Origin of the sequence: uncultured Porphyromonas sp., assembly GCF_900541275.1 — a bacterium.
Taxonomy (GTDB): Bacteria; Bacteroidota; Bacteroidia; order Bacteroidales; family Porphyromonadaceae; genus Porphyromonas_A.
The window spans coordinates 118,947-140,221 of sequence record NZ_UQJH01000002.1; the positions used below are offsets into that span (position 1 = coordinate 118,947).

Annotated in this window: 18 protein-coding genes; 10 read left to right on the forward strand and 8 right to left on the reverse strand. The window is 56.6% G+C overall.

Annotated elements, in window-relative coordinates:
• Positions 1-38: 38 nt before the first annotated feature.
• From QZR17_RS02715 to QZR17_RS02725, 3 genes are read left to right on the forward strand one after another with little or no spacing between them, the layout of a single operon-like run.
• Entirely contained in the window at positions 39-1,226 is a 1,188-nt protein-coding gene (locus QZR17_RS02715) for a TlpA disulfide reductase family protein (RefSeq protein WP_297127375.1), read from the forward strand.
• A gap of 17 nt (positions 1,227-1,243) precedes the next feature.
• Positions 1,244-4,504: a SusC/RagA family TonB-linked outer membrane protein gene (locus QZR17_RS02720; RefSeq protein WP_297127378.1), complete on the forward strand. Its 3,261-nt coding sequence runs from the start codon at positions 1,244-1,246 to the stop codon at positions 4,502-4,504.
• 18 nt (positions 4,505-4,522) lie between these two features.
• Entirely contained in the window at positions 4,523-5,953 is a 1,431-nt protein-coding gene (locus QZR17_RS02725) for a RagB/SusD family nutrient uptake outer membrane protein (RefSeq protein ID WP_297127381.1), read from the forward strand.
• A 5-nt stretch (positions 5,954-5,958) separates the two neighbouring features.
• Here the strand turns inward: QZR17_RS02725 and QZR17_RS02730 are convergent, their stop codons facing one another.
• Positions 5,959-6,876, reverse strand: a complete 918-nt coding sequence (locus QZR17_RS02730) for a DMT family transporter (RefSeq protein ID WP_297127384.1) — start codon at positions 6,874-6,876, stop codon at positions 5,959-5,961.
• A 4-nt stretch (positions 6,877-6,880) separates the two neighbouring features.
• The gene (locus tag QZR17_RS02735; RefSeq protein ID WP_297127387.1) at positions 6,881-9,436 is read right to left on the reverse strand and encodes a zinc-dependent metalloprotease; all 2,556 of its coding nucleotides are present in this window, start codon (positions 9,434-9,436) and stop codon (positions 6,881-6,883) included.
• A gap of 184 nt (positions 9,437-9,620) precedes the next feature.
• Here QZR17_RS02735 and QZR17_RS02740 point away from each other — a divergent pair, with 184 nt between their 5' ends.
• On the forward strand, positions 9,621-10,436 hold the full coding sequence (locus tag QZR17_RS02740) for a hypothetical protein (RefSeq protein ID WP_296159196.1): 816 nt from the start codon (positions 9,621-9,623) through the stop codon (positions 10,434-10,436).
• Between the two features lie 86 nt (positions 10,437-10,522).
• Here the strand turns inward: QZR17_RS02740 and QZR17_RS02745 are convergent, their stop codons facing one another.
• The 6 genes from QZR17_RS02745 to QZR17_RS02770 all read right to left on the reverse strand — a co-directional run bounded on the left by QZR17_RS02745 (position 10,523) and on the right by QZR17_RS02770 (position 13,837).
• The gene (locus QZR17_RS02745; RefSeq protein WP_296159186.1) at positions 10,523-10,717 is read right to left on the reverse strand and encodes a hypothetical protein; all 195 of its coding nucleotides are present in this window, start codon (positions 10,715-10,717) and stop codon (positions 10,523-10,525) included.
• A gap of 8 nt (positions 10,718-10,725) precedes the next feature.
• Entirely contained in the window at positions 10,726-11,292 is a 567-nt protein-coding gene (locus QZR17_RS02750; RefSeq protein WP_297127392.1) for a Maf family protein, read from the reverse strand.
• A 15-nt stretch (positions 11,293-11,307) separates the two neighbouring features.
• A complete protein-coding gene (locus QZR17_RS02755) occupies positions 11,308-11,832 on the reverse strand; it encodes an HAD-IIIA family hydrolase (RefSeq protein WP_070467616.1) in 525 nt (174 codons plus the stop codon).
• On the reverse strand, positions 11,829-12,644 hold the full coding sequence (locus QZR17_RS02760; RefSeq protein ID WP_297127395.1) for a Rossmann-like and DUF2520 domain-containing protein: 816 nt from the start codon (positions 12,642-12,644) through the stop codon (positions 11,829-11,831). The genes QZR17_RS02755 and QZR17_RS02760 overlap by 4 nt, the downstream gene beginning before the upstream one ends.
• A gap of 5 nt (positions 12,645-12,649) precedes the next feature.
• Positions 12,650-13,201: a nitroreductase family protein gene (locus tag QZR17_RS02765; RefSeq protein WP_297127399.1), complete on the reverse strand. Its 552-nt coding sequence runs from the start codon at positions 13,199-13,201 to the stop codon at positions 12,650-12,652.
• 90 nt (positions 13,202-13,291) lie between these two features.
• Positions 13,292-13,837 carry a pyruvoyl-dependent arginine decarboxylase gene (locus QZR17_RS02770; protein WP_297127402.1) on the reverse strand — a complete coding sequence of 182 codons (546 nt, stop codon included), beginning with the start codon at positions 13,835-13,837 and terminating at the stop codon, positions 13,292-13,294.
• A 957-nt stretch (positions 13,838-14,794) separates the two neighbouring features.
• On the opposite strand from QZR17_RS02770, the gene QZR17_RS02775 reads away from it, so the two are divergent.
• The 6 genes from QZR17_RS02775 (at position 14,795) to lipB (ending at position 21,259) form a co-directional block, all read left to right on the forward strand.
• A complete protein-coding gene (locus tag QZR17_RS02775; RefSeq protein ID WP_297127405.1) occupies positions 14,795-15,511 on the forward strand; it encodes a hypothetical protein in 717 nt (238 codons plus the stop codon).
• Positions 15,512-15,623: 112 nt separating this feature from the next.
• Positions 15,624-16,445: a DUF3822 family protein gene (locus tag QZR17_RS02780; protein WP_297127408.1), complete on the forward strand. Its 822-nt coding sequence runs from the start codon at positions 15,624-15,626 to the stop codon at positions 16,443-16,445.
• A complete protein-coding gene (locus tag QZR17_RS02785; RefSeq protein WP_297127411.1) occupies positions 16,436-17,005 on the forward strand; it encodes an RsmD family RNA methyltransferase in 570 nt (189 codons plus the stop codon). Before QZR17_RS02780 ends, QZR17_RS02785 begins: the two co-directional genes overlap by 10 nt.
• Positions 17,006-17,038: 33 nt before the next feature.
• Positions 17,039-17,290: a GlsB/YeaQ/YmgE family stress response membrane protein gene (locus QZR17_RS02790; protein WP_296160701.1), complete on the forward strand. Its 252-nt coding sequence runs from the start codon at positions 17,039-17,041 to the stop codon at positions 17,288-17,290.
• 52 nt (positions 17,291-17,342) lie between these two features.
• Entirely contained in the window at positions 17,343-20,582 is a 3,240-nt protein-coding gene (locus QZR17_RS02795) for a PD-(D/E)XK nuclease family protein (protein WP_297127415.1), read from the forward strand.
• 8 nt (positions 20,583-20,590) lie between these two features.
• Entirely contained in the window at positions 20,591-21,259 is a 669-nt protein-coding gene (lipB, locus tag QZR17_RS02800) for a lipoyl(octanoyl) transferase LipB (protein WP_297127417.1), read from the forward strand.
• The last annotated feature ends 16 nt before the right edge of the window (positions 21,260-21,275 follow it).

A 21,275-nucleotide genomic window follows, 5' to 3' on the forward strand; every position in this document is an offset into this window, starting at 1 on the left:
CATAATTAAAAAAAATCACACCCTAACTCATTACTCCTATGCCAGCTAATAAGAGATTACTCCTGACGGCAGCACTTCTTCTCCTTGCGGGATGTGCTCCCCGGACAGAGACCGACCTGGTCCTCCGTGGAAGTGTAGAGGATAACCTGCCAGTATCGCTGATCATCCTGGGTCGGGTCCTCGACCAGCAGTACGACTACATCGAGCCGATAGATACTCTGTCAGTCTCTACGGACGGAGGCTTCGAGATGCGATCCGACACGCTTCCGCCGGCACTCTATGCACTAGTACCGATGACAGACGAGAGCTATAATAATACTATTCTCTACGCCTTCTTGGAGCCCGGTGTCAATAAGGTCACCGTGGGGGTCAGTCCCTCTCGTTTCCTTACCATCCACGCAGAGGGGACGGACCTTGCCGAGCGCTATCAGACCTATGCCGATGGTATGAGTAGAGCAGCCAACAGGCAGCTGATGGACTCGCTGGAGAACGAATTTAATCGCGTCCGTAACCTTGACGATGACGAGACGATGCGGCAGATCAAGGAGAAGACCGACCCCTACTTCTACAAGAGTGAGGAGGATCGTCAGGCCTACATCGACAGCGTGATGAGCAGCGAACTGCCGACCGATCTCTTCGGGCTCTACCTTTTCTACACCAATCGCCTACCACGTCTCTCTCTGAATACGATCGATGAGATCAATTCGGTCCGTGAGGAGCTGGGACACTTCGACCCTGCCACGCAGGAGAGCGACATGTACCGCAATGCCGTCGCCATGCTGGATCACTCCTCTCAGAGTGCAGTTGGCGTCGAGGCTCCTGAGATCTCGGGCACCACGCCGGAGGGAGATAGGATCACGCTGAGCGACCTCAGGGGGAAGTTTGTCCTGGTCGACTTTTGGAGCAGCACCTGCACCTGGTGCCGTGCAGAGACCCCCAGCGTGAGACGAGTCTATGAGACCTTTGCAGGGGATCTCTTCACCGTACTCGGGGTGTCAGAGGATGTGGAGCGCGAGCCGTGGCTCCATGCGATACAGGAGGACAAGGTCAACTGGCCGCAGATCCTCCTCGACAGAGAGGCGATCAGCCCCACGAATAAAGTCTATAACATCCGCGGCATACCTCAGATCCTGCTCCTCGATCCGGAGGGGAAGATACTCCACCGTGATCTCCGAGGAGATGCCATATACGATGCCGTCGAGGCAGCCCTACAGTTCACTCACTAAGCCACAGATATCCTTTTATGAAGTACCTACACAGCACGTTACTGACTGCGCTCCTACTGCTCCTGGCCCTGCCTCTACCGAGTGCAGTCGCAGAGGATATAGCTGGAGAGCAAGCCGAAGGATACAAGGTGACCGGTCTCGTCACAGATCAGACCGACCAGCCACTCCCCGGTGTGACCATCATCGCTAAGGAGGATCACAAGATCGCCTGCTACAGCGATGTCAATGGAGCCTTTACCCTCCACATCCCCTACTCGCGCCCCCTGACACTCCAGATCTCATACATCGGTATGGTCGCCCAGGAGGTCACTGTGTCTCCCTCCAATACTTCCGTGAAGGTCCGACTCAAGGATGACGTCGAGCTGCTCGGTGAAGTGGTGGTCACCGGCTACCAGACGCTCTCCAAGGAGCGCGCGACGGGATCCTTCTCCGTCATAGAGCCGAAGGCACTGCAAGAGAAGCTGGACGTCAACCTGATCGACCGTCTCAATGGTCAAGTGGCAGGACTGGTGAGTACGGACAAGGGACTGACCCTCCGCGGTATCTCCACCCTCAGAGGGAATACCCGGCCCCTTATCGTCGTAAATGGGATGCCCTTCGAGGGAGACCTATCTGCAATCAATCCCTCTATGGTGCAGAACATCACCGTGCTGAAGGATGCTGCAGCCTCCTCCATCTACGGTGCTCGTGCGGCTAACGGCGTGATCGTCATCTCGACTAAGCAGGGTAGTAAGGAGTCGAAGCCCTCCTTTTCCTACAATGGCTCGGTCCGCTTCGTCACCAAGCCGCGGATGAGTGCGCTCAACCTGATGGACACTCGGGAGATGCTTGATCACACCCTCGCTGTGCAGCAGAGATTCCCGCTGGAGATCATCCCCCCGGCAGACTACAAGTACTACACCTCTCCTATCCAGCTCACAATCCTCAGGTACAGACATGGAGAAATCTCAGAGGAGGAGCTTCATGGCACTCTGGATCGCTATGCCCAGCTGGATAATAGAAGCCAGCTGGAGGACTTCTACCTCCGCACAGGTATCGAACACCAGCACAATCTGGCACTGTCGGGAGGCTCAGCAAACAACCGATACATTGTTACCGCTAATTACGTGGGCAACAATCCGACAGACAAGTTTTCCTCATCCCGTCGCTATGGCTTCACCATGCGTGATGACATCACTCTCTCGGATCGCTTCTCCATCGACCTCGGACTGACAGGATCCTACAGCGATAGCAGACAGGACATCGGCGTCGGAAACTTCTACAGATACTATCGTACGTTGCCCTCCTACACGATGCTCTGGGATGCAAATTGCACCCCACTCAACATACCCGGACAGCGCTCAGAAGCAGAGCTGAAGCGTCTCGTCGACGAGGGGCTCTACGACCTCCACTACTCCCCACTACGCAACGAGGGGCTGGAGCTCTCTACCACTCACGACAGCTACTATCGGATCAATGCGGGGCTGACAGTAAACCTGCTCACCGGACTCAATCTCTCGCTCCGCTACTCGGGGGACTTCAGTCAGGACAAGAGTGAGCAGACGCATGACCCCAACTCCTACGGAGCAATGTCCGAAATCGTGAACGCAGCCACGAAGGATCAGACCTCCGGCGAGATCGTCTATAACATCCCTAAGGGTGGCAAGATGGTTCAGGTGAGAGGCGACGGGCGCGCCTATACCCTCCGTGGTCAGCTGGACTATACACTCGAGCAGGGGGATCACTATCTCACCGCTCTGGCAGGATCAGAGATCCGAGCCCTCAAGGAGATGAGCACCTCAGTGAGTCACTTCGGATTTGATCCCAATACTCTTGGCTTTATGCCGGTAGACTACAACCTCCTCGCCGAGCTTTATGGCACCTACGCCCTCAGCAACTACTACAGCTACGACTACCACACCGACAATTACCTCTACGAGCGCGAGGACCGATTTGTCTCCTTCTACGGCAATGCTTCCTACTCCTATGCGGGGAAGTATGACCTAACGGGGAGTATTCGTGTGGATCAGTCCAATCTCTTTGGCACTGACCCGCGCAACCAGTACCGTCCGCTCTGGTCGGTGGGCGGTATGTGGCATATCAATAAGGAGGACTTCATGCAATCCACATCCGACTGGCTCAGCAACCTGGTCTTCCGACTCACCTACGGGATCGGAGGTAATGTTCCTAAGGATGCAGGCCCCTTCCTCACCCTCTCCTCGCCGACCTACAACCCCACCAATAAGGGACAATTCTCCATGATCAATAACCCTCCAAATCCCAACCTCCGTTGGGAGAAGACGGCGACGACAAATGTCGGCATCGACTTCGGTCTCTTTCAGAATCGTCTCTGGGGAAGTCTCGACTTCTACAACCGCCACACCACTGACCTGATGGCGGATCGCACGGCTGACCCGACGCTCGGCTGGGACAAACTGCTGCTCAATTACGGAGCGATGGAGAATAGGGGTGTCGAGCTGACTCTCTCGGGAGCCTTCCGATTCGGAGAGTTCACCTACTCGCCTACTCTTGTCCTCGGAGTCAATAAAAATAAGCTGCTCAACGTCGAGGAGTCCAATCGCACTACCTTCTCCTACACCCAGGGCAATGCCATCACCGTCGGGTATCCATACCTGTCGGTCTTCAGTTACCCATCTGCGGGGCTGAGCCCAGAAACTGGTAAGCCAATCTACTACCATACCGACCCAAGCAGCGGGGAGAGAAAGGTGACTGCGAAGGTCTCTGACATAACTATGGACGACCTCGTCTTCTCCGGCAATAGGATGCCGACCCGGACAGGATCGCTTACCAACCGCATCGAGTGGAGAGGCTTCGCACTATCGCTGATGCTCTACTACAGCGGCGGTAATGTCCTGCGCGCTGTCACCGCTCCCTACGATGGCGGATCCTCCGGGTCCAATCTCCCGAGGGAGTATCTCAACTACTGGCAGAAGCCTGGGGACGAGAAAGATCCGACGATGACACCGGTCATCACCGGCAAGCCGCTAAGGGACACGGCTGTAATTCACGCTTGGTGTGCATCTAACCTGCATGTCTTTCCCGGAGATTACCTCAAGGTACAGGACCTCAGTCTCTCCTACACGCTCCCCAAGGATCGGATCGAGACGCTTGGACTGTCGACAGCAAGCCTTGTGCTACAGCTGCAGAACCTTGGGACTATCTCATTCAATCGACGCGGCTACAACGCTGAGAGCATGGGCTTGTACTCCTATGGATGGGGTATGCGAGGAATCCCCTCACCCCTGACCATCTCACTTGGGACGACGATCAATTTCTAATCCTTCTTTTCTACAGCCATGAAAGTCACATATAAGATATTACTCGCCGCCCTCCTTGTCGCGCTAGGATGCTCCTCCTGCGACAACTTCCTGAGCATCCGACCCAAGGATGCGCTCTATCCGAAGACGCTCACCGACTACGAGAATCTGCTCAATTATCCGGAGCTGATGAAGACGGGAGCCACCTTCCCCTCCTTTATGACGGATGATGCCTTTCTCCTTGATGACCCCGGTTTTCTCGGTGACGCACCCTCTCTGCCGATGGTAGAGCACTCCACACAGACCCTCTACAAGCTGAGTCATGGGAATGTCTTCTCTGATGCAGAGGAGGACTACTACTGGACCAGTAGCTACAAGAACATTGACTATTACAATACGGTGATAGACTGCTCCCCAGAAGCTACGGAAGCAACTGAGGAGCATAGGGCTAATGTTATCGCAGAGGCAAAGGCGGGCCGCGCACTCGAGTACCTATGCCTCGTCAATTGCTACTCCCCACAGTATGATAAGAAGACAGCAACAGTTGATCAGAGTGGAGTCCCTCTGATCCTACATGCTGACATCATGCAAGGCGACCTTAAGCGGGCCACCCTACAGGAGTGCTATGACCTAATCCTAACCGACCTCACCGACGCCCTTCCTCTCCTGCCCGAGGTTGCCAAGCCGTCCAAGTACCGAATGTCTCGTGGAGGCTGCGCCGGCATCCTAGCTAGGGCTTATCTGATCATCGGAGATTACGAGAAGGCACTCTCCTATGCCAATGAAGCACTTAAGTCCAATGATGCGCTCCTAGACTTTAAGACCATCTCCGTCCTCGACCCATATGGCTTTATTGGGCGAACAGATATGCCCGAGTCTCTCAACGATCCAGAGGCTATCCTGATCCGAAATGCTTCTTATGCCTTTGGCAACTCAGGCAGCGTCCTGACTTCTGATAACCTCATCAGCATCTACGACGAGGAGCATGACAAGCGCTGCTTAGTCTATTTTGTGGACAACTATTGGGGGACGCCTTTTGAGTCTCCCACGACACGAATCTACATATCCGGATTCAGAGAGAATATCGGCATCTCTTCATCCGAGATGTACCTCACGGCAGCGGAGTGCGAGGCTCGCATCGGCTCAGTCGATCGCGCCATGGAGTTGCTCAATAAGCTGCGCGCCAATCGCATCGAGGGCTATGAACCGATGACTGCGGCGGGAATGGATCGGGAGAAAGTGCTTGATGAGGTGCTTCTGGAGCGGAGACGCGAGTTTGCGCTCCGAGGAATGTTCCGCTTCATCGATCTCCGACGCTTCGCGAAGGACCCCAAGCGAGCAGTCACCGTAACTCACAATACCGGTGATGGTCAGACCGAGTCAATCACGGCAGATGATCCTCGCTTTACGCTGCCTATCCCGCAGGTAGTTATGAGGATCAACCCCAACATGAAGCAGAATAAGCGATAGCGACACTACCGACCTCGCTTGAGGTCGCGGCGGGACTTGCTCTGCGTCACAATGACGACGCCGAGGATCACCAGCACACCCGCAACCATCTTGGTGACCGTAAAGGTCTCCAGTCCCATCAGCAATCCGGCCGTCGTAGCGATGACCGGATTGCCGTAGTTATAGACGGCAATGACGGTGGGACGAAGGCGCTGCTGGGCGTAGGGCACCAGCAGGTAAGCCATCACTGTGGCGGCGAGGACAATGAAGCCGAGTTGGAAGTAGAAGGTGCCATTCATCTCCCGCCATGGCATCTCTATGGCGGGACCGATGCTGAAGGGCAGCACGATCAGGAAGGAGATGAGGAAGAGCCACTTCATCAGCTCCAGCGGAGAGTACTTATCGATCAGTCGTTTGAATACGGTCAAGTAAAGGGTGTAGCTAAAGGTGGCGAGCAGGGCGATCATCTGCCCTACGATCGCACGAGTACCGCTGCCGGCATCACCGCCCTTGGATAGCATTAGGAGCAGCACCCCACTCAGCCCGACAAGGACACCGAGGACCTTCTTCCACGTCACTGGCTCCTTGAGGAAGAGTGCAGCCAGCAGCATGGTAAAGATCGGTCCCATCGTCGTCATCAGCGACTGTCGTAGCGGCGTGGTCATGGAGATGGCAAAGGCGAAGAGTCCCTGATTGCCCAGCACACCCGTGAGAGACGCCCCGATGAGGAGCCAAGCATCACGAGCCTCCACACGACGCCCCGCAGGCACGACGAGAGAGGTGAGCCAAAAGAGGATGCATGCTGTCCCGAAGCGGCACGCCATATGGAGCCACGGCGACAGAGTGCCGTCGATGAGGAGAGCATTGGAGAAAGGACCATTGAGCCCAAAGGCTATGGTCGCCACCAGCATCGCCAAGTGACCCCTGACTCTATCCTCCTTCATAAGGCTATTTCTTGTCGAGGAGTCGAGAGAGCGCCACCTCCCAGCCGGCGTAGTAGGCTCTGGTGGCCGCATCCGTTGTCTGAGAGGCACGGAGGCGGTATGCCGAGCGGATCCGGGCGAGGGCGACACGGATATAAGGGGCGACCTCCTCACTCTTGACGAATGGGGTCATCGAATTATAGCGAGCGGCAGAGGTCTCACACGGGAGGGAGTCTGCCCACGATCGCTCTGCAGCAGCGAGATGATCTCCACCAAAGTGATCCGAGGACTCGACGTAGCCGGTCAGCATCTCTATCGCTGTGCGCTGGAGACTCTGCTCCGAGCGACTCAGCGCACGACCACCTCCCCCCTCGCGGAGCAGTTCATCCACGTAGTCACTGAGATACGCTTCGATGGTATAGTCGGAGCCGCCCTTGGGAGCCTCACTGCCATCAATGATCCCCTTCAGCCGATAGCCTATAGTGAGGTCATTGAGGACAAGGGAGAAGAAGAAGGGCTCACTCTTATAGGGGTTATAGCTATTGGAGCGATCGAAACGCTGTGCGAGGTAGGGCGTGAAGAGCCACTCCCTCATCCCTCGCAGCTGACCGAAGGTCCACCGCAGCGCTTCCTGCTGACGCTCCTTAGGGAGGTAGGTGAGCGGCATACGCCCCTCCCCCTGTCGCTCATCGTAGTAGATCCGTCCGCCCACTATAGGCGTGACGTGACGGAGGTAGCGAAGCATCTGCTCGATGATCGCGTCATAGACCGCCCTAAGGTCCTCAGAGGACTTGCCGGGCTCCCCGAGCCACTCCTCGAAGTGTTGAGTGATGTACCTCAGATTCTTCACCCCGAGCGTATTGGCAGCGATCTGATCACCGGAGAGATCCTCCGTCTGAGCCGTGGGATCGACAGTCATATCCTGCTGCGGACCATACATATACTTTCGGTCCCCGGCATGGCTCCTGATCAGTGCAGCGAGAGCCGTTGCCTCACGCTCCTGAGGATAGCGGCGATAGCCCCACTCGATGGCATAGGTGTCGTAGGGGCCGAGGAGCGGAGGCACCAAGCGCACGCCTCGCTCCAAGTCTCCGGGCTGTGCGACATAATTGAAGCGCGCGTAGTCCATAATCGATGGTGTGGTACCATACTTTTGGGTAAAAGCGGGATCTCTCAGCTGCTCCACGGAGTAAGCTGAGGAGGCGCCCATATTATGCTCCAGCCCCAGCGTATGCCCCACCTCGTGAGCCGCCACATACCTCATCGCCTCGCACATCAGGCTGTCCGGTAGCTTATCCGCACGCACCCGAGGGTCTACGGCACCGGTCTGGACCAGCCGCCAGTAGTAGAGCAGAGAGGTGATATTGTGGTACCAGATCACATCCGCACAGAGAATCTCCCCACTCCGCGGATCGACATAGGAGGGGCCCATCGCATTGGCGACATGGGAGGTGGCATACTTGATGCACGAGAAGCGCAGATCATCGGGATCAAAGTCCGGCATCTCCTCCTTGGAAGGGTACATCCTGGCACGGATGGCATTGCTGAAGCCTGCAGCCCGGAAGGCGCTCTCCCAGTCGCATATGCCGTCCAGGATAGCCTGACGCCACTTGGGCGGGAAAGCGGAGTCGATGTAGAAGGTGATCGGCTCCACTGGATCGACCACCTCACCACGAGCATAAGCGATACTGTCCGACGGCTCCAGCCTCCAGCGGTGGATGATCTCATACTGCTCAATACGATCCTTATCGGAGGAGTAGTGGCTCCTGCCTGAGGAGAAGTACCCGACCCTGCTGTCTGCACGACGGGATCTCATCGGGCGATCAGGCAGTAGAACCATCGATCGATGGATCTCAAGCGTGGTGAAGTGTCTGCCACCCCCATACGCAGCGACACTCTTCACCTCCACATTCCGCTCAAAGGCGCGCACCCCGGTAATGTACGATCCCCCGCTCACAGATCCACCAAGAGGTGGTGAAAGTGGATCCTCGCTCTCAAAGAGGGACTCCCCATCGAGGAATAGCGACGTCACATCGATCACCCTTGAGTGATCCGTCTTCGCCTCCACTTCAAAGACCCTTGCCACAGGGGCAGCGAAATTGCGATCAAAAGAAACCTTGATCGGATCCTCCTCATCCACATAGTGGGTCGTGGGAACCATTTTCATCTGGATCTCATCCTCCCCCTTCGCCTCCAGTTGGGCAATGAAAGGAGTGATCATCATCTGTCCCGCCACCGCAGCTGTGGGGTCCGACGTGCGAGAGATGCGGCTGGTGAAGAGGAGAGGACGACCCAGCAGGCTGTCAGGCACCTCGAAATAGAGGTCCCCATCCTTCTCTATCGTCACGACCAGCCCGGAGTCCACCCTTGCCTCACTCACTAAGTCATCGTAGGCCTGCTCCTCCTTACTCTTCGTCACTTGTGGCTGCTTCTCAGCCTCTTCCTTAGCCTTCTGCCGTTTACTCTTCAGCCACTCCCTCACCGGTCGGCAGGAAGTGTCCGCCGTCTGTGCCGTCACCTCCCCTACCATTGGCATCATCGCCAAACAGGCCAACAACAGCCTGCACAATCTCTGTTCCATATCATTTCCCATCTCAAGGGCACAAAGTTACCAATTAACCGCTGTAACCCGATTGACCTGCAGAAATGGTGATAAAATGTCAAAAGACTTGGCAGTGAATGGCAATAGTCTTAAATTTGCCCCGAGGGTGACTCGGTCGGATGCCTTTTTCGACTCACCCCAAGACCCACTTCAGCGAGACACTATGATCGAAAGAAACTATCCTGCGGACTTTAACGCTCTGAACGCCTCTCCAATGGATGACAAAATACTCTTTGACCCTGCAAGCCACGAGTACACCTATGCGGACACAGGCGAGAAGCTCCACTCGGTAACCAATCTCATCTCCTCTTTTTTCCCTCCCTTCAACGTCCGCTCCTGGGCTGAGTATAAGTCTCGAACTCTCGGGACGACAGTCCAGGAGCAGCTGGATCTGTGGGAGCATAATGGCCTCCTGGCGCGTCACCTCGGGACCTTTATGCACGAGCAGATCGAGCGGAGCCTCCTCAAGCAGCCGGTGGAGCACTCCTTTGATATCACGCTGGACGACAAGAGTAAGCAGCACCTCTCGATCGAGAGCGAGATGAGAGCCTTTGAGCAGTTCTTCGATGAGGTTCGCCCCACCCCCTACCGCACCGAGTGGCAGATCTTCGAGCGGGACTATAATCTCGCCGGGACCCTTGACCTGCTGGCTCAGGACTACAATGGCGACTTCGTCCTCTTCGACTGGAAGCGGAGCCGCAGGATGGGCAAGGAGGATGGCTACGACTTTGTGCCCAATACCTACAACCCCCACTCACCCGGACTCAATGGGCTGGAGCACCTCTACAGCACGCCCTACGTGATCGGCTGTCTGCAGCAAAACCTCTACCGACACATTCTCCGAGTGGGATATGGCATAGAGGTGAAGAGTATGTACCTTGTGGCGCTCAATCCCGCCTTCTCCCGGTACTACTGCCTCCCCGTGCCAGTCATGGACAAGGAGATCGAGCATATCCTCTTCTGTATCGGCAAGCACTAACCGGCCTCCCCTCATATAGCATCACCCGCCCCTCAGGATCGAGGAGCGGGTGATGCTTGCTTATGGGTCCCTCCGAGGTAGAGGTCTCAGAAGTCGGTGTGCCTCCGGTGCTTCACGGGATGGGTCAGCTTCCAGACATACTGTCCGAGACGAAGGACAATAGCGACACCACCGACGATGAAGAACCATGTCTTATCCTGCGGTATGGCGAAGTAGAGGACGACAGCTCCCACTGCGAGGAGCATAAAGAGGGCGGTCAGAGTGTTGTAGATTTTTCCCATATCGTATGTTACAAGAAGTGGGACAGTGCGCTATAGACCTCAGCTGTAGGCAGTCCCATCACATTAGTATATGATCCATTGATCCGCTCGACAGCGGCGAGTCCGATCCAGTCCTGGATGCCGTAGCCCCCCGCCTTATCCATCACGTGGCAGTGGCTGATGTAGTAGGTGATCGCCTCCTCGGTCAGCGGGGCAAAGGAGACCTCCGTCTCCACACTCCGCTCTACGACCTGAGTGCCGTCGGTAAGCACGATACCGGTGATGACACGGTGTGATCGACCGGAGAGGCGACGGAGGTGGTCACGCGCATCCTCCTCTGAGACCGGCTTATCCAGTATCTCATCATCCAGCAGCACGACAGTGTCTGCCGTAAGCAGGAGGTCACCCGCTGACAGCCTGGGTTGAAGGGCATCGGACTTACGTCGGGCAAGGAAGAGAGCCATATCCTGAGGAGCTACCTCCTCCGGGTGGGGCTCATCGATATTGGCAGGGCGGATCTCCAGGTCCTTGATGCCCAAGCGCTCCAGCAACTCCCTGCGCCTCGGAGAGGCCGACCCAAGTATCAGGTGTCTCATAGGGTATGAGGGGGGTCAAAAGGTGGGTAAGTCCGTGACGATGCCCCACTCTCCCCGAGCGCGTAGCATCTCCTCCAGCACCTCACGCGCCACGCCCTGACCACCGGCGACGGCACAGACGTGATCCGCCACCATCAGCACATCCTCTGCCGCATCGGCGGGAGCCACGCTGTAGCCTGCCAGTCGCATCGCAGGTATGTCGATCAGGTCATCACCGCAGTAGATCACCTCCGACGGCTCTATCTGAGCGGTCTGGCAGAGCTCCATCAGCTTCTCCGCCTTACGGTGGCACCGCTCGTAGATGTACTTCACGCCTATGGGCTCAAAGCGGTTTCGGATCTCATCTCCATGCCCCCCCGTGATGATGCCAAGGACGATACCGGCCCGAGCGGCCAGTCTCATTGCATAGCCGTCGTGGACATTGGTCGTGCGGATCAGTTCACCCCGATCATTCATCGCCACGGTCCTCCCCGAGAGGACCCCATCGATATCAAAGACCACAGCCTTGTAGCCGGATAGGTCTTGGGAAAATCTGCTCATGATTTCTCTGCTCTCTCTTGGATGGATTCGGTCATCAGTTGATAGATTGTGGTCAGGCGCGGATCGTTCCTCAGTAGAGCCACATGCCTCTGTAGTGTGGACTTATCGTGGCGCACTGCGGGACCGGTCTGCAGTGCCACCGGATCGTCTGCCGTCAGCGCCTTGGAGATCGTCTCCTCGATGAGTGGACGCATATCGCTAAGCGATAGTGGGGTCCCCCGGAGGAGATCCTGCGCCACCACCAGCAGGTGATTGACAAAGTTGCAGCCAAAGCAGGCCGCCAGGTGGAGCCTACCGCGCTCCTCGGAGGTCACGTGACGCACATCCGCGCTCCCGAGAGCATCCGCAAGGGTCCTGAGGCGATCCTCAGCCTCTGGATCGCTCCACTCCAGGAGAAGGGGGACACGAGACATATCCAGCGTCCTCGACCTAGAGAACGTCTGGAGCGGGTAGAGGACCCCATACGAGCGCAGCTTGGAGAGCACGCTCATCGGTGTGCTTCCCGAGGTGTGGACCACCGTAGCTGGGAGGTCGGGCGGGAGGCTCTCCGCCACCTCGGCGAGTCCATCATCGCTCACACAGAGGAGAAGCAGCTCCACAGAGGGATCTCCCTGCAGCAGGTGAGCAAAGAGAGCCCTATCAGAGGTGCTCTCCGCCCCCACCTGTGATGCTAGCTCGTCAGCATGCTCCGGAGAGCGGCTCCATACCGCTCGGCAGCGCCATTCTGCCCGAGTAAGCGAGGGGGCGAGATGAGAAGCGACATTGCCGCTCCCCATGATCGCAAAGGTATGGCTATCTCGAGACGTCGCCACGGCAGTCACTCCTCTGCCTCATCGGTCGAGTAACGCCCGACAAAGACATGCTCCCACGGCAGGGAGCGCTCCACCGGCTCCAGCTGATCGGCATCCTCAGGGACACCGAGGGCGATGAGACAGTGGCAGAGGTAGGACTCCGGCAAATCCAACAGCCTGTGGACAGTCTCCTGAGCCGTCTCATCGACAGCCCCGGGAGTATCCTCCACGTGGCACCAGCAGCTGCCGAGGTCATTGGAGGTGGCAGCCAGCTGTAGGTAAGAGGCCGCTATCGCTGTATCAGCGAGCGGGCGACGCGTCTCGGCCGTATCCGCACAGACAGCGATCACCACGGAGGCACCGGCCACGAAGGCGGAGCCATGCTCCCTTATGCCACTCAGTGAGCGGATCGTCTCGGGATCATCTACGACGATGAGCCGTACACTGCGACTATTCCGCGACGTAGGCGCCCGGAGGGCACACTCCACGATATCAGTCAGGAGATCAGGATCGATCTCCTCAGCGCGATACTTACGTATGCTCCGGCGGCGCTGTGTCAATTGACTAAAGTACGACATATCAGGTATGTGTAAAATAAAGAATCGAGCCCGCCGACACCCCCTCTTCGTGAGCTCCGGCAGCCTCGATCGATAAAAGTATGCGGAGAGTTACTTAGCCTCCTTGATCTCAGGCTGCTCGAAGTCGATGAAGCAGAGCCCGGCGAGAGCCGTGCCATACCGCTTCTCGATGGTGATGCCCTCAGTGACGAAATTGAGCTCACCGAGGAAGTACTGCGAGTAGGTCTTGTCATGCAGATCGGTGATCACACGGGTGAGACGGCTCTCCAGCTCCTCGATCAGGTAGCGACCACTCACCTCGCAGACGAGACCGCCCACCTTGTTGTCAAAATTCTCATCGCTGTACATCCACGAGTAAACGACGCCTGCGGAGACAAACTCGTCCTGCGTCCCGTGCGAAACAGCCATGATCGTCTTCATCTCGGACCCAAAGGGAGGCAGGTCGATCTCATCCATCGTGGTAAGGACCGCCGTGGCCGGGATGACGGAAGAGTAGGTCATGATATTGAAGTCACAGATACCGGCATCATGCAGTGCCATATGATAAGACCCCGCATGCATCTCAAGGTCTGACTCCCCACTCCCCTTGGTGATGAAGAAGGTGCGAGGTATAAGGTTACCAACGAGCTTACTCATGTCTTTCTTTACTATCCTAATAATTCTTGTTGCCAAACGTAGTCTACGAGCCATACCGGCTCAAGCCACAACAAAGGTACTATTTTGTACCGTCTTCCCACAGCCACCACCCTGCTCTGCAGGTAGTGGCGGATGCAGTCTATCTCCAGCGTGAGCCGGTGCTCTGGCGACACCGGCCGCTCTATCCAGGAGCCTCCCTTCTGGGCGGATAGGATGAGGTAAGAGGAGTAAGAAAACTGCTCCTCGCCCTCCACTCCTGCCCACTCCCTCATTCTCTATCCCCCTCTCAGCACACCGAAAACAATGCGAATTAGCCCTCCCCACTCAGCAGCCGAGGTCAGTCCTCTACTCAGGTCAGTGCAATCTTTCCTCGCTGTCAAGTCATTGTGGGAGTAGTTGGTGCCGAGGTCTTGAGCCAAAAGAGTCCTAAGGTCTCGCTTTTTACATTGGGTTGGCGTGCCTTTGAGAAACGCCTGAGATCAGTGTGCTCCGGTCTGTCTCATCTGAGGTTTTTCTTTTACCGATATTAGGCGCGACTAATACCGGTAAAGGAGATCACTAATATCGGTATTAGACTTCAATGCTGTCCCATAAAAGTCTGTCCGGGGGATGAAGAAAGGGCTGACTTCATTTCCGAAGTCAGTCCATTGTGGTACCACAACCAAGAGTACACACCCTGCCGGACAGCACTAATAATAGGTAGAGTTGTGGAGATACCCACCACCCCTGGCGGGTCACCGATAGATCAGAGAGACTGCACGGCATCCCAGCGAGCTTCGCCGTATAATAGGCAGATTAGCAGCTACTTTAGGACACAGCAGGCGACTCGGGGAAAAAATTTGTACGCTACAATGTGGGTCATATCAATAAACTTTGCTACTTTTGTCAGTGAGGTGCCACGTGCTGGCCTCTCGGACGTTTTCTTTTAGACATAAAACAACCACAATATTTCATCTTATGAAAAATCTCTTCAAGATCCTTCTTGTCGCAGCAGTACTGGCTCTTGCCTACGTGTGCTACGCCAGGGTAGAGACCCCGATCCGCTTCAAGAACACGAAGACTCAGCGTGAGCTCCGCATCATCGAGCGTCTCAAGGACGTCCGCACGGCTCAGGTGGCTTACAAGTCATCCAATGGTCATCACACGCCCTCCTTTGACGAGCTGATCAATTGGCTCCAGAATGGTCAGGTGAAGACCGTGCGTCGTCAGCTGGAGCTCAGCGAGAAGCAGCTCGAGGATGGTATGACCGAGCAGGATGCACTTGCTATCGTCGCTCAGGCCAAGAAGACCGGTGACTGGACGAAGGCCAAGGAGCAGAGACTGGTCAGGAATATCAATGGCGAGACCGTAGTCTTCTCCCGTGACACCGTGATCGCTCCGGCGCTGACTACCGTATTTGGTGAGCGTCAGGTAGACCTCAGCACCTTCGGCAAGATCCCCAATACCGGTGAGTACTTCCAGATGGACACCGCCTCGATCATCACCGGTCCGGAGGGTCATCAGTATGCGATTAACGTCTTCCAGGCGAGCGCACCCTTTGCCGCTTACCTCGGCGACCTCGATGGAACGGAGCTGAATAACGCAGTGGACCGCCAGACGAAGATGGGGAAGTATCCCGGCATGAAGGTCGGCTCACTGACTGAGATCAATAATAACGCAGGTAACTGGGAGTAATCCACGAGGACTGAGTACCTATAGACCCAGCTACTTACTGAATGAATCTGAGAGCCGATCTGTACCGGTACCGACCGTGTGAGATCGGCTCTCTTGCCTACTATCCCACCCTATGGATCAGATCAGAGACCGACACACCGGTCGTGACCTAACAGAGTCAGACATCAAGCGGAGCTCACTCCTCATTACCCTTAGCGATAATGGGCTCGAGGGGGTGATCGCTGAGAGTGGCGATCGTCCTCTGGTCCGGAGCCACATCCTCGTACGAGGCAAGGAGGCGGCAGAGGACTTCCTCCGCCGGAGGGAGCTTGCTCGCCCCTTTGGCTCCACCACTCTCTACATCGATGAGGGAGGGAGCTACACGCTGGTGCCGAGAGACTTCACCAGCGGAGGCGTGTCACCCCGGCACTGGCTTGCTGATCTCCCTGAGGGACACTGCCTGCAGAGTACCACGATCAGTGATCTGGGGATAGACCTGATCTTTACCACCACGGAGGAGACATTTGACGAGTGCCAGAGCGCTCTGCAGAGTCCGTCCTACGCTCATCCCGTCGCAGCTCTTGCACTCGCAGGGGCGACCTACAGCCGTCGGCGCTACCCGCGGACCCTCTTGGCACTGGTCTCAGAGGGGCACACGGATCTCTGCTACTGCGAGTCGGGGCGCCTTCGCCTCGCTAATCGCTACACCATAGCCGACCGCGTGGACCTACTCTACTACATCACGTCAGTGTGGGAGCACTTCCGCCTCGACAAGGAGCAGGATCACCTCCTGATCTTTGGGGAGGAGTCAGACGAGATAGACTCCGCCACACAACTCTTGAGAGGTGCGGTGGCCAACGTGAGGGTCAATGACTATGGATCCCTCTGCGCCCACCCCGAGGAGCTGGCAGACATCCACTCCCCGATCATCCGTCTCGCTCTGATATGCGCATAATCAGCGGGAAATACGGTCGCCGACGCTTTGAGGTGCCTCGCACCTTTAAGGCTCGCCCCACAACCGATATGGCGAAGGAGAATTTATTTAACATCCTTGCCAACTACGTCGACTGGGAGGAGAGCGATGCGCTTGACCTCTTTGCCGGCACCGGCAGCCTCGGCTTCGAGATGCTCTCGAGAGGGGCTCATAGCGTGACCGCGATCGATCGCGATGAGGCGCATGCCGCCTTTATCCGCCAGACGGCAGAGACACTGGGCGACCCGGGGTATAAGGTCATTCACTACGACGTACTCAAGTGGCTCAGACGACTTGCCGTCAAGGAGCCATCGGAGGTGCCGAGCTATCAGGTCATCGTAGCGGATCCGCCCTACGACTTAGCGCAGCTACCGGAGTTGCCCCAACTGATCCGGGAGGCGCACATCCTCGCCGAGGGAGGACTCTATGTACAGGAGCATCCCAAGGAGGTGGACTTCAGCGACGATCCCGACTTTATCGAGATGCGCCACTATGGAGCGGTTCACTTCTCCTTTTTTAGACCTAATAATTCACCTCATTAATACATTTCACTAACTCAAAAAAGAAAGAACATTATGGGACTCATTTATTCACTTATCATCGGTCTCGTCGCCGGTCTGCTCGCTTCCTGGATCATGCCCGGAGGCGCCAAGGGGATCATCTGGAATACGATCCTCGGTCTCATCGGAGGTGTCGTCGGAGGTTGGGTATTCAGCCTCATTGGCGTCGCTGAGGGAAGTGGCTTCTGGGGACAGCTCGTCGTAGCTGTCATCGGTGCCATCATCCTGATCGCTATCTACAACGCCATCACCAAGCGTAAGAGATAAGCAGTCCACTGCTGCACTTTACATCAGAGAGCCCTCCTCTCTTCATCAGTCGATGGAGGAGGAGGGCTCCTTTAGCATCACTCATCTCCTCACGCAGTACACTATGGCAAAGCCTTTCCTCCAGCAGATTGCTGAGCACTTCCACAGCCTAACCTCGCAACCCGGTGCCACTCCACTGCATCAATACCGCTTCATCTTTCACAATCAGAGAGCGGGGATCTTCCTCTGCCACTATCTGGAGCAGTGCCCTAATGCGAGACCGCTACTGCTGCCGGAGTGTACTACGATGAATAGCCTCATCAAGCGTAGGCTGCACCTCTCCGGGGGGGAGGATCCCAATAACGAACTGCTGGTGATCCACAAGATCTACCTCGCCTACCTCGAGGTGATGGGTCTCGGACCGGAGGAGCGCTCCTTTGAGGACTTTTACGACTTGGGGCAGGCTCTGCTCCGTGACTTTGACGACATCGACAAGCACCTCATCAAGGTCAGCAGCTTCTTAGAGAACCTGCGCAACCACAAGGTGCTCACTGAGGAGCTCTCCACCTTCCTCTCCCGCCGGCAGTGGAGTGCGGTCAGCAAGCTGATCTACGACAAGGATGCCGACTGGAGCGGGATCGAGACGGAAACGGTGACCGAGGAGAAGGAGACGAAGAAGTCGGAGGAGATGAAGAAAAGATTCCTCGACTTCTGGATCAAGCTTCCCAGGATCTACAGTCGTGCCAAGAGCCTGCTGAAGAAGGAGGGGCTCGCCTACGAGGGGATGATGCTCCGGGAGGCGGTCCGGCAGATCAAGAAGGGGAAGCTCAGTCTCACCGACGACGGGATGATCACCGTCTTTGTGGGACTCAATGCTCAGACGCCCGCCATGTACAGGATCCTCGACCACTTCAGAGACTCCGGTAAGGCAATCTTCTACTGGGACTATTTCACCGACCCGATCGTGAATTCTCCCGGACTCGCCGGTTCTTTTGTCAAGCAGAATACCTCGGAGTACCCCGCTCCGACCGAAGGGGCCTACCACATTGATTTTGACATCCCTGATCAGGCCCGCGACCTCCGCACCGCACTCATATCTACCGCCTCGGCTGTCGCCCAGACCGGAGCGATCCGCAAGCTGATAGAGAGAGACAAGCAAGAGGACGGCTGGAAAAAGATCGTGCAGTCACTGAGCAAGTCGGACGAGAGCGCCCCACTCTATGACCCGCACGAACCACTGCGGACGGCAATCGTCCTTCCCGATGAGAGTCTCCTCTTACCACTCCTGAGCAATATGCCGAAGGGGATCGACAAGATCAATGTCACCATGGGCTACCCCATCAAGGGCATCCCCGTCGCAGCGATGCTGAGCCTGCTGCTTAAGTACTGGAGCAACTACTACACGCGGGGGCAACGGTACCGCCTCACTGAGGTATGCGAGATCCTCATGCTGACCGCCCTCTCCAAGTTTTTCTCCGATAAGAAGATGGTAGAAGCACGCCGACAGCTGATGGATCAGCTGATCGACGAGAAGAGCTACTTCATCGGCACCCGCGAACTTCGGAACCTGATCAAAAAGCACTTTCCTGATAAGAACCGCACGCGGGATATACTGCTGACTATTTTCAGCGAACCAGAGACTCTCACCGCTGACAAGGTTTGCTATCCCGCGGGGGTTGCGCTGACGGAGCAGGTGGACCACCTCCTCGAGCTCCTCGTCACGGAGAGCGCAACCACAGAGGAGGATGAGGATCCCGAGCAGGGGATGATCAAGTACATCCGTCGATACCTCATCCGGCCACAGCTCACCTCTCAGAGGGGCTACCATAAGCGCCACGCCGAGAGCAGTCCGAGCCCCTTCTCCTTCCCCGTAGTGGTGGATCTCCTCCGCACCACGATCTCTCAGGCGAGGATCCCCTTCAGCGGCATGCCACTGGGAGGCGTACAGGTGATGGGGCTGTTAGAGACACGCGGGCTTGACTTCGACACTGTCATCATCCCCGATGCAGCTGAGGGCATCCTCCCCACTGCCACCCGGCTCGATACGACCATCCCATTCTCTCTCCGGACAGCGTACCACCTCCCGACGACCGATCTGCAGGAGCAGACAAGAGCCTACAATTTCTTCCGCCTTATGTCGCGCGCCAAGCGCGTCGTCTTCCTCTACGACTCACGCACCGGAGACTCTTCCGTGGGAGAGCCGTCACGCTACGTGCAGCTCCTCAGGGACGTCTACCACGTGCCTATGTACGAAGCGGAGGCCTCTTTTCCCCTCACCAGAGCAGAGACTGGCGGCAACCTCATTGAGGACAAGACGCTGGTCAGCCGGTACAGGGCTAGCATAAGCGCCAAAACGCCTACAGAGAAGGTAAAGCGCCTCTCGGCCTCACGGATGAAGGACTTCCACACCTGCCCGAGACGCTTCTACTACACCGCCATTGAGGGGATCAAGGACGATGAGAACCTGTCCGGTGTCCTCGACAAGAGAGACAGCGGCACCCTATTCCACACTGCGATGCAATTGCTCTATAAGGAGAAGGAGGGAATTACGGATGGTCTCTCGCTTATTAGTCTCACCGAAATCCTGAATAGCAATGCGATAGACGAGGCTGTAGACGAAAGTGCCAAGGAACTCCACCTCAAGTTTCAGGCGAGTGACTACAACGACAACCAGGTTGAGATGACAAAGATCCTTGTCGAGCGGATGGTGAAGGCGGATCTCGAGCGGGTTGAGACAGGCGGTTCCATCACCTATGTCGGCGGTGAGATAGAGATAGAGACTACTTATGAGGGAGCAAACTTCAAGCTCATCATCGACCGCATAGACGTGCAGGACGGCACCGTCAATATCATTGACTACAAGACCGGGCGGGACAAGACCGAGTGCGATCTATCTAAGTGGCCTACAGAGTCGGATAATCTGAGCGAGTGCCTCAAGCAGGCTAAGGAAATCAACGGCGCAGTCATCCAGCTCCTGTACTACTGCGACGTGATACTCACGTCGGGCGAGCTCAACCGGTTCTTGTCAGATAAAAACCTTAACATCCGCCCGATGATCCTCAAGCCCGGTGCGCCCGACATTAATGATGGCATCATCACACTGAAGCTTCCCAAGGGAAAAGATCCGAACCCGGTCGTGATCAGCGACTACCGGACAAATGTGAACTCAAGCGTAAAGGAGTGGCTGCGAGAGGCGGTGAGACTGATCCTCGACGATGACTTCAGCTTTGCCGTAGAGGCCGGCGATGCGAGTGGCTGTAACTACTGCCCCGCCTCCATGCTGTGTGAGAAGTATATCCCTAAAAAATGGTAATCCCACCCATGACCGATCTACAAGTCATCATCAATCCCTCCGGCATCAGCTACGCTGGCTCCTACCATCAGCAGCGAGAGCTCTTCGACCAAGCGATCGAGGCAAAGCATCGCGGTGAAGTGCCGAGACAGTATCTGATCTTCAACGAGCACAAGCCGGTCATCACCCTTGGGCTTAATGCTAAGGAGGAGAGTCTCCTCTACCCCGAGGAGCAGATCCGCCGGGCAGGTATCGACCTCGTCCGGACCAATCGCGGTGGCGACGCCACATACCATGGTCCGGGGCAGTGGACCGTCTACCCTATCCTCGACCTCGAGCAGCTCCACCTCGGCGTCAGGCGCTACGTCGCTGCTCTCGAGGAGGTGGCATGCACCGTACTTCGTCGGTATGGTCTCGCCGGTGAGCTGATGGACGACGCACCCGGCGTCTGGCTGCATACAGACAGCTACCCCCGCAAGGTCTGTGCCCTTGGCGTGCGCGCCAGCCGCTTCGTCACTATGCACGGGATCGCCTTCAACGTCAATACCCACGAGGATGCCTACCACTGGATCAACCCCTGTGGCTTCAGCGATCGAGGCGTCACCAGTCTGGCTCGTGAGCTGGGGCACGAGGTCCCTATGGAGGAGGCAAAAGCGGCTCTGCTGGACGCCTTCCACGAGGTCTTCTCCTTTGAGTAAATAGTAGTGCAAAAGC

Excerpts from the sequence above, each read along its gene's own strand:
- QZR17_RS02780 (WP_297127408.1), top strand. The coding sequence starts at position 15,624 with ATGGATCAGATCAGAGACCGACACACCGGTCGTGACCTAACAGAGTCA.
- QZR17_RS02755 (WP_070467616.1), bottom strand. The coding sequence starts at position 11,832 with ATGAGCAGATTTTCCCAAGACCTATCCGGCTACAAGGCTGTGGTCTTT.
- QZR17_RS02745 (WP_296159186.1), bottom strand. The coding sequence starts at position 10,717 with ATGGGAAAAATCTACAACACTCTGACCGCCCTCTTTATGCTCCTCGCA.
- QZR17_RS02790 (WP_296160701.1), top strand. The coding sequence starts at position 17,039 with ATGGGACTCATTTATTCACTTATCATCGGTCTCGTCGCCGGTCTGCTC.
- QZR17_RS02730 (WP_297127384.1), bottom strand. The coding sequence starts at position 6,876 with ATGAAGGAGGATAGAGTCAGGGGTCACTTGGCGATGCTGGTGGCGACC.
- QZR17_RS02765 (WP_297127399.1), bottom strand. The coding sequence starts at position 13,201 with ATGTCGTACTTTAGTCAATTGACACAGCGCCGCCGGAGCATACGTAAG.
- lipB (WP_297127417.1), top strand. The coding sequence starts at position 20,591 with ATGACCGATCTACAAGTCATCATCAATCCCTCCGGCATCAGCTACGCT.
- QZR17_RS02770 (WP_297127402.1), bottom strand. The coding sequence starts at position 13,837 with ATGAGTAAGCTCGTTGGTAACCTTATACCTCGCACCTTCTTCATCACC.
- QZR17_RS02795 (WP_297127415.1), top strand. The coding sequence starts at position 17,343 with ATGGAGGAGGAGGGCTCCTTTAGCATCACTCATCTCCTCACGCAGTAC.
- QZR17_RS02720 (WP_297127378.1), top strand. The coding sequence starts at position 1,244 with ATGAAGTACCTACACAGCACGTTACTGACTGCGCTCCTACTGCTCCTG.
- QZR17_RS02735 (WP_297127387.1), bottom strand. The coding sequence starts at position 9,436 with ATGGAACAGAGATTGTGCAGGCTGTTGTTGGCCTGTTTGGCGATGATG.
- QZR17_RS02785 (WP_297127411.1), top strand. The coding sequence starts at position 16,436 with ATGCGCATAATCAGCGGGAAATACGGTCGCCGACGCTTTGAGGTGCCT.
- QZR17_RS02750 (WP_297127392.1), bottom strand. The coding sequence starts at position 11,292 with ATGAGACACCTGATACTTGGGTCGGCCTCTCCGAGGCGCAGGGAGTTG.
- QZR17_RS02775 (WP_297127405.1), top strand. The coding sequence starts at position 14,795 with ATGAAAAATCTCTTCAAGATCCTTCTTGTCGCAGCAGTACTGGCTCTT.
- QZR17_RS02740 (WP_296159196.1), top strand. The coding sequence starts at position 9,621 with ATGATCGAAAGAAACTATCCTGCGGACTTTAACGCTCTGAACGCCTCT.
- QZR17_RS02715 (WP_297127375.1), top strand. The coding sequence starts at position 39 with ATGCCAGCTAATAAGAGATTACTCCTGACGGCAGCACTTCTTCTCCTT.
- QZR17_RS02725 (WP_297127381.1), top strand. The coding sequence starts at position 4,523 with ATGAAAGTCACATATAAGATATTACTCGCCGCCCTCCTTGTCGCGCTA.